This window comes from Arthrobacter sp. HMWF013, from assembly GCF_003061105.1.
Classification (GTDB): Bacteria; Actinomycetota; Actinomycetes; order Actinomycetales; family Micrococcaceae; genus Arthrobacter.
On record NZ_QAIQ01000251.1, the window covers coordinates 1 to 7,189 of the forward strand.

Sequence of the window (7,189 nt, forward strand, 5' to 3'; positions counted from 1 at the left end):
AGCACAAAATCAGGCGCCGACATCACTTTCAACCTGCCGACTCCGGCGACAGATCCCGCCGTCGCCGACCTTGAGGCGTATCGGGTCAAGGTCAATGGAGCCCCCGTGTCCTACCTCGTAGCCGACGTGGACAACCGCAAGGGCACGGAGCGGGTCAACATGTATCAGGTGTCGGCGTTCAATCAGGAAGGGCGCCAGTACACGTTTTCCACAGTGACGGACGCTATTGACATATGGAAGCCCTCCTACCAGGCGGATGGCACATACCTGATGCCGAACGGCGAGGTCCTTTCCGATGCCGCCGGCGCGCCACTCAGCAGCGAAGCCACCGATCTCTACAACGCGAATATCGACGATGCGGATGTTGCCGAGCGGACGACGATCATCCTAGCCAGCACCGACACGGACCTTCCCGATAAGTTCACCCGCGTCTCTGTCCTCCCATCTGGCGGCATGGGCATGGGCGAGGACGAGGAAGCGCAGCCAGAAAGTTAAAGGCCAAAAGTGCCCGCCCACGGAAGTGGACGGGCACTAGGGTGGAGCCGTGAAACTTATTGGCGTGATCAGGTCCAAAGAACTGCAGACCATTGAAGTAGAAGCCGGCTCGTACGAGGACGCCCGGACGGCCATTGACCAGCATGTGCCGGAAGGCTGGGGGCTGCAGCACATTAGGCAGGAAAAGTAATGGCGGATGCCCGTGAACCGATTCCTGCTGGGATAAAAAGAGATCTTCGCCAACGATGCGGTTTCGGCTGCGTCTTGTGCGGCTCTCCCGTCTTTGACTATGAGCACATCGATGGGTACGGAGTGACGGGCCACGACCCTGCAGCGATGACGCTGCTCTGCACTATGCACCATCGTGAGAAGTCTGCTGGCAGATTGCCTGTGTCGATGGTCAGGAGGGCCGACGCTGATCCCCATAATCGGAGCCGTAGCCTCGGGGCGAAGCATGACCTCTTCTTCGAGGGGAATACCTTCACGGTCAACATGGGTTCGACGACCTTTACCAAATCCAAGTCCTCAGTAGCGGCACGCGCTATCGAAATTGACGGTGAAGCTGTCGTAGGTTTCTCGTTTAGCGAGGGCCGAATCCTGCTGGATATCACGATTCGAGATCAGGACAACGTGCCACTAGTAGTTGTACGTAAAGGGCAGTTGAGGCACGCCGTGCACGCTTGGGACGTTGTGTTCGAAGGCACCAAGTTGTCTGTTCGAAGAGGGCCACGGGACATAGCGCTGGAGATCAAGCTGTCGCCGCCCGCCGGAATTTCCATTGAACGCGCTGAGATTTGGTGCCGGGGCATCCTCGTTCGTGTGGGCAAGTCCTGCAGCAAAGCTGGCTTGGACGTAGAAGTGGCCAACAACGGGGTGGGCCTGATTGGGGGGACATGGGCCGAATTCACAACACTTCTTGCCCTGGGAGACTACTTAGGCTTGGAAGGCGCCGCTTGGACAACGTCTATAGGCCAGCGATGGGAGGGAGGTATCCCTGCGCCGGCGGGGACCTTTTCCAAGAAGGGCGGAGGGCAAAAGTTCAAATTCACCAACCCTGTTTCTGTTCAGGATGACTGCCACGCTGTTGGCTGGCTCGGCGCTACTGAGATCGGGCGCAAGCCAAGTCCTTTGACGTGCTGATAGGTCGACAGATCGGTGCACTCACCCGAAGCTGAGTGCACTTCCTAAGACCTTGGACGCGATGGGGCCCTTACACTTAGCTGCATGGGGAACGTCTTTCGGCGTTAGTGGATGAACGTCAAATGAGCGGTGGCCGCTGCCAGTGGTGCAGCGCGATCCTGCCTGACATTCATCCGATCCAGGGTTACCGGGCCTGCTCAGAAGCGTGCGCCACTGAACTTTGGGCCACGCGCGCCGCTTAGCTGCTGAACAGCCAGTCAGCCAGGGCCTCGCCTTTGCCGACGAAGGGCGTTTGATGCTCAGCCAGTAGGATGGCGGCAGCACCTTTGGTCTCAAATTGGGGGAACCTTGTCCACTTCACCTGCCCCGCTAAACAAAGCTAAGCCCTTCGCTCACATCGACGCCATGCGGGCGTTCGCGGTCATGCTTGTCGTGGTCGCGCACGCTGGCCTCGGTCTCATCATTCCTGGCGGCAGCGGGGTAACCATCTTCTTCACCATCTCCGGATTCATCATCACGTACCTGATGCTGCGGGAGCGGGATAAGACCGGTGGATTCTCGTTGGGAGGGTTTTACTTCCGGCGTGCGGTGAAGATTGCACCGCCCCTGATCCTTGCCGTGGTCATCCCCACCTTGATTTACGCGATCTTTGAGGACATCAACTGGGGGGGACTTCATCGCGCAGGTCTTCTTCTACTTCAACTGGATGAAAGCATTCGGCTCGTATGACGTGCTGGCCGGCGCCAGCGTGATCTGGAGCCTGTCCATCGACGAACAGTTCTACATCGTGTTCGCACTGATATGGCTTCTTGCTGTCAAATCCCGGCATTGGCGCCCCATCGTTACGGGTCTGGCCGCGCTGGGCGTCCTGTGGTCAATAGCGTCCCAGGTCCTGTTGGCGGCGGACCCAAGCAACGCTGACCGCATTTACTACGGCTCAGATACCCGCCTGGTGGAATCGTCTTCGGAGACCTAGCTGCCGTCGGCTACCACTGGTGGCAGGAGGATACGATCGTGAGCATGCCCTCTGGTAAACAGCCGGTCCCTGGACCACTCGCGCGCGAATTTTCCACGCAGATGAACATGGTCATGGAGCGGGAAGGCATCACGAAGGCTAAGCGGGCCACGGCCACGGGGCTCTCGCGAAACTACGTTAGCAAGCGACTCCGCGATGAGGTCCCGTTCACGCTCAATGATGTCGAGACCATCTGCAATGTGCTCGGAATCCAGCTGCCAAAACTCGGCTAACCCCCAACGCGCGAAAAGCCCCATCCTCGACCGGAGGATGGGGCTTTTTTGGGGGCAGGTTTTGTTGGCCTCGCCAACACGGGACTGAATAGGGCTGAAAAGGACTGCATAGGTTCCTCGAGTTCTCGGGGTTTTTGATGGAACAGAGTTGAAGAAATATGGCTAATGGGGTTTTCAATTCCCCCCATCTCCACATTTTGACATGTCGCAAGACACCCAGAAGACCCGGACATCGCGTCCGGGTCTTCTGGCGTTAACGGGCCACATCGGTGAACGCCCGGCCCTGTTCACCGACGGCGTAGCGGGGCCGGGACTAGCCTGAGTGGGGCAGTGGTTGTCCTCTATAAGATCCGGCGCAGCACAAGGTCTGGAAGCCGGATATGGCAAAGCAGCCAGGAGGTGCGCCATGGTCGAGATGCCTGAGCCCGGTTCAGCGGCGTTCGACGGCGATCCGCTGGATTCGTATTCCGAGACGGTCATGCGGGTGGCTGAGACCGTCACCCCGCACGTCGCAGCAATCGAGATGACAAGCAGCCGCCGTAACGGCCGCTTCCGGATGGGCGCAGGTTCCGCTGTGCTGTTCACAGAGGACGGTTACCTCCTCACGAACTCCCACGTTGTGGCCGGAACACACCAGGGCCATGCGTCTTTTGCAGATGGCAGCCGGACTGACCTTGAACTGGTGGGCGTGGATCCCTTGTCCGATCTCGCGGTGGTCCACGGCAAAGCACCGAAAGTTTCGCCAGCGCAGTTCGGCGACGCTGAGACGCTCCGCGTGGGTCAGCTGGTTATCGCTGTGGGGAATCCGCTGGGCCTGGCCGGATCAGTAACAGCGGGTGTTGTCAGCGGTCTTGGACGGGCCATACCCGTATGGTCGGGTGGAAACCGGCGCGTGATCGAAGACGTCATCCAGACCGACGCAGCCCTCAATGCGGGCAGCTCCGGTGGGGCGTTGGCCGACGCGCGCAGCCGCATCGTGGGAATCAACACCGCAGTTGCCGGCGCAGGGCTGGGCCTTGCCGTGCCGATCAATGCCACAACCCGGCGCATCATCTCAGCGCTGCTGAAGGACGGAAGGGTGAAGCGAGCGTACCTGGGTGTTGTCAGCACGCCCATCCGCCTCACCGCCAGTGCTGTGATCCGGACCGGCCAACGGGACGGGCTCAGGGTGGTGGAGGTCCTGGCGGGTTCACCGGCAGACCGCGCGGGCCTGCAAGCCGGTGACATCATCATGACAGCCGGGAGCCGCCCCGTCAGCAACGCGGAAAGCCTGCAGAAACTGCTGTTCGCCGATGCGATTGGCCAACCGTTGCAGATCAGCGTGCTGAGGGACGGCAAGGAATTGAATCTGGCTGCCGTGCCGGAAGAGATGGCAGAGAACGGGTAACAGCTACCGGCGCTTCTTCAGATGCGCTACCGGGTCCTGCGCACCTTCAGGGTTCTTGGCCTTCTTGTCCGCGCGTTTTTCCTTGATGGTTTTGACCGGCTTCTTCGACAGGTTCTGGTGGGGGGTCTTGTCAGGCATGGGGTGCTCCTTACAACGGGGGGACGGAATACGTCCCTCCTCGTAAAATACCCCTGTTCCACCCCGAAATAAATGCCCGGGATCAGTCCGGAACCGCTACGTCCGCAATGCCCACAAAGCGGGTCCCGACGCCGTCGAACTCGCTCCTGACAAGGCCCGGCCGGGCCTGCGGAACGTCACTGGGCGCATGGTGGCCGCAGACCACATAGGTGAATTCCGGCCACCACTTTTTGGGGCGGGCCGCTTCCTCATAGCCGCATACAGCGCACTCAAGATGGACCCACACCGGGCGCTTGCCGGTCCGGTTCGCCCGTGACTGGACCAGCCAGGCCGGCGGGTTGTCCAGGATTTCGCCGAGTTCGGCCTCGGACAGGCGTTTGGGGATGCCATGGCGCTGAGCCATTTCCATCGGTACATCAAGGGCAATTGCCGCGTCGCGTCTGCTAATCATCACAGTCAACGATACGGGACTGCGCCAAACCGCCCGAAGTATAGGTTCCGCCAAGTCTGGGGGCTTCTGTGCAGCCAAAGTCGAGCGTGACCGGGCCCGCGTGGCTCATCCGGCGCACTTTGGCCTCGTAGAATGGAATGATTTGATTGGCTGGCTGGACCTTCACAGCAGCGCGGCCGGTCGACCTCGTGGTTTCACGCCCCCATCCCGTCCTTGTGCCGGCCCCGGTGACTGCAACCAGTGCCGTTTGCCGCAGGGAAGGGGGGCGTTATGCACCCGTCCCGTTCCTTTTGAAAAAGTTGAGAGTCATCATGAAGAAGCCCCGGCCAGATTTGCTCGATTTGCTGTCGCGAAAGGCCACCGTGATCACAGCATTCGCTGCTGTTCACGGACTGTTCCTCCTCCTGCTCATCCCCCGGATCGCGGGCGGAGAGACATACGGTGACGTGGGCCTTTACCGGGAATGGGTGTACCAAGGCCTCGACGAAGGCACGTGGCAGGGAGTTGACGTTGCCTGGGTCTATCCGATCGCGGCTATGTTTCCCATGGTCGGTGCTGCAGCTTTCGGTTACGACCAGTACATGCTTGGGTGGTTTTTGCTGTGCACCGTTCTGAACTTCATCGCTGTGCTGGTGCTGCTGAATAACAGGGCGGCACCTTTTGGCTGGCAGGCCGCTTATCTTTGGATAACGTTGACCGCTGTTCTTGGCCCGCTCGTTTTCTCGCGGGTGGAAGGTATTTCCGCGCCGATTGTTGTGGTCGGCCTCACCCTGGCAACAACCCGTCCGGCCTTGGCATCCTTGCTTCTGTCTCTGGCGACGTGGATCAAGGTTTGGCCCGCCGGAGTAGTGCTGGCCCTGGCAGTCTCGAGCAAGTCCCGGCTCCGCATCATTTTGGTGGGCGCCGCAGTGTCGGCATTCATGGTGGCCGGGGTTGTCGCCGGAGGGGGAGCGCAGCACCTTCTCGGGTTTATCCAGGCACAGGGTGATCGTGGCATGCAGTTGGAGGCCCCGCTGACAACACCAGGCCTGTGGCAGGCTGTCCTGCAATCAGGCACCGAAATCTATCCGAATACTGCTATCCACACCATAGAGATTCAAGGATCCCTGGCTGATTCCGTGAGTGTACTGATGAACCCGCTCCTCAGTGTCAGCGTTCTCTTTATTGCCATTTTGATATTCCTTGGTGTTCGGCGAGGAGCAAACAGGCAGGACCTTCTCATGGTCGGAGCACTGTCTCTCGTCTCCGCCATGATCGTCTTCAACAAGGTGGGTTCACCGCAATTCATGATCTGGCTGACAGCCGTGATCTGTGTCGGCGCGGCTTTTTACGGTAAGGCCTGGGCTGTGCCCACTGCTTCGATTGTTGCCATTGCGGTCATTACAACCCTCGTATACCCCTTGCTCTACATGCAGCTGCTCCTGGCACTGAATCCCGGCGTGGCCGCCCTGCTGACGGTGAGGAACGTTCTGGTGATTGGGGTATTTGGCTGGGCACTCGTAACCCTGTGGAAGCTGGTGAAGCGGGTGGAATCAACCGATGATTCTGAAGGCACAACAGCACCTTTGAGCAATCGCGTGCCCTCCGGCATCAGTTGAACCCTCCGGCACCCCATCTGCGCGATTGCCACATTCCCGTCCGCTTCCGCTGCAGCGGGCCGCGGTTGCCTAGGAAGCGATGGCTATGCCCAACGCCGCCGCCGCGCAGCCCGCGGCCAGGTTCGCGCCTACATTTAGGGCAGCGGCGTAAAATCGCGACTCGGTGAGGAGCCGGACAGTGGCCACCGTCCACGAGCTGAAAGTTGTGAGCCCGCCGGCGAGGCCCGTGGCGATGGCTGCCTGCCACTCGGAGCCAAGACCAAGCCGCCCTGTGATCCCCATCGACAGCCCGATAATGAGGCATCCTGCGACATTGACGGTCAGCGTGGCCCACGGCCAGTGCCGGGGAGCGCCTTCGGAGTTGAGGATGGACCGGCGTCCAGCCCGGTGGGCGAACCAGCTGTCGACGGCGAAGCGCAGCAACGCGCCTGCCATCCCGAAAACTCCCACCAGGGCAGCGGCCATCATGAGGCAACCTGCAGCCGGTCAGCCAGCAGCCGCCCCGTTCGCCAGCCGCCAGCCGCGGCGCCAAGACCGAGCAACAGGGACAGCGCGAGGTAGGCAATCCACGCCGGGTGCCCGCCCGCCCTGGCCAACTGGTCCATGGAGAACACCACCGCGGAGAACGTGGTGAACGAACCCAGCAGGCCGGGCCCCAGGCCCGCGCGAAGCCAGAAAGCCGTTGCGGGCCGGGCAATCCATAGCGTCGTGAGAACAGCCAGCACGAAACTC

At 60.6% G+C, this 7,189-nt stretch carries 12 protein-coding genes; 8 read left to right on the forward strand and 4 right to left on the reverse strand.

From position 1 onward, the window contains the following. The 7 genes from DBR22_RS23800 to DBR22_RS10210 form a co-directional block, all read left to right on the forward strand. A partial coding sequence (locus DBR22_RS23800; RefSeq protein ID WP_181365118.1) for a hypothetical protein occupies positions 1-495 on the forward strand: 495 nt, incomplete at its 5' end. Between the two features lie 49 nt (positions 496-544). Continuing rightward, positions 545-685 carry a hypothetical protein gene (locus DBR22_RS23805; protein WP_181365119.1) on the forward strand — a complete coding sequence of 47 codons (141 nt, stop codon included), beginning with the start codon at positions 545-547 and terminating at the stop codon, positions 683-685. Continuing rightward, a complete protein-coding gene (locus DBR22_RS10190) occupies positions 685-1,635 on the forward strand; it encodes a hypothetical protein (RefSeq protein ID WP_108598925.1) in 951 nt (316 codons plus the stop codon). Before DBR22_RS23805 ends, DBR22_RS10190 begins: the two co-directional genes overlap by 1 nt. A 405-nt stretch (positions 1,636-2,040) precedes the next feature. Beyond that, complete coding sequence (locus DBR22_RS10195) at positions 2,041-2,364, forward strand: acyltransferase family protein (RefSeq protein WP_181365120.1); 324 nt, start codon at positions 2,041-2,043, stop codon at positions 2,362-2,364. After that, positions 2,342-2,611, forward strand: a complete 270-nt coding sequence (locus DBR22_RS10200) for a hypothetical protein (RefSeq protein ID WP_146187463.1) — start codon at positions 2,342-2,344, stop codon at positions 2,609-2,611. The genes DBR22_RS10195 and DBR22_RS10200 overlap by 23 nt, the downstream gene beginning before the upstream one ends. A 44-nt stretch (positions 2,612-2,655) precedes the next feature. Next, a complete protein-coding gene (locus DBR22_RS10205) occupies positions 2,656-2,883 on the forward strand; it encodes a helix-turn-helix domain-containing protein (protein WP_258229131.1) in 228 nt (75 codons plus the stop codon). A gap of 406 nt (positions 2,884-3,289) precedes the next feature. Then, complete coding sequence (locus tag DBR22_RS10210) at positions 3,290-4,270, forward strand: S1C family serine protease (RefSeq protein WP_108598929.1); 981 nt, start codon at positions 3,290-3,292, stop codon at positions 4,268-4,270. Between the two features lie 3 nt (positions 4,271-4,273). Here the strand turns inward: DBR22_RS10210 and DBR22_RS24455 are convergent, their stop codons facing one another. After that, positions 4,274-4,408, reverse strand: a complete 135-nt coding sequence (locus DBR22_RS24455; RefSeq protein ID WP_258229129.1) for a hypothetical protein — start codon at positions 4,406-4,408, stop codon at positions 4,274-4,276. 82 nt (positions 4,409-4,490) lie between these two features. Continuing rightward, complete coding sequence (locus DBR22_RS10215; protein WP_108598930.1) at positions 4,491-4,859, reverse strand: hypothetical protein; 369 nt, start codon at positions 4,857-4,859, stop codon at positions 4,491-4,493. Between the two features lie 311 nt (positions 4,860-5,170). On the opposite strand from DBR22_RS10215, the gene DBR22_RS10220 reads away from it, so the two are divergent. Next, positions 5,171-6,457, forward strand: a complete 1,287-nt coding sequence (locus DBR22_RS10220; RefSeq protein ID WP_108598931.1) for a glycosyltransferase 87 family protein — start codon at positions 5,171-5,173, stop codon at positions 6,455-6,457. Positions 6,458-6,526: 69 nt separating this feature from the next. On the opposite strand, the gene DBR22_RS10225 is transcribed toward DBR22_RS10220, so the two are convergent. Together DBR22_RS10225 and DBR22_RS10230 are read right to left on the reverse strand one after the other, a co-directional pair. Beyond that, complete coding sequence (locus DBR22_RS10225; RefSeq protein WP_258229130.1) at positions 6,527-6,925, reverse strand: fluoride efflux transporter FluC; 399 nt, start codon at positions 6,923-6,925, stop codon at positions 6,527-6,529. Further along, positions 6,922-7,189, reverse strand: a 268-nt coding sequence (locus DBR22_RS10230) for a FluC/FEX family fluoride channel (RefSeq protein WP_146187464.1), incomplete at its 5' end; no start/stop codon positions are given. The genes DBR22_RS10230 and DBR22_RS10225, both read right to left, overlap by 4 nt.